A 245-nucleotide genomic window follows, 5' to 3' on the forward strand; every position below is an offset into this window, starting at 1 on the left:
CTTTCAACGACAAAAACACCGTTGACATTATCGTCTATGAACATCCTGTTTATTCTGACTCTAAAATATGCGAATTGGTCAAATTCAGATCCTGGGAGCAGAGGGAATCTAAAGGGATGGAATTCTCTTCTAAAGGCGTACAAGCAAGAAAAAAGAAAGCTGTGAAGAAAAGTTCACAGGGGTCTGCGAAGAAAAGTTCACAGGCTTCCGTGAAGAAAAGTTCACAGGGGTCTGTGAAGAAAAGT

The 245-nt window shown here is 40.8% G+C and carries 1 protein-coding gene; it reads left to right on the forward strand.

What is annotated here, in order from left to right; translation table 11 throughout:
- A partial coding sequence (locus SCA31_RS25060) for a hypothetical protein (RefSeq protein ID WP_410699651.1) occupies positions 1 to 245 on the forward strand: 245 nt, incomplete at both ends.

This window comes from Chryseobacterium sp. SIMBA_028 (assembly GCF_046535285.1).
Lineage (GTDB): Bacteria > Bacteroidota > Bacteroidia > Flavobacteriales > Weeksellaceae > Chryseobacterium.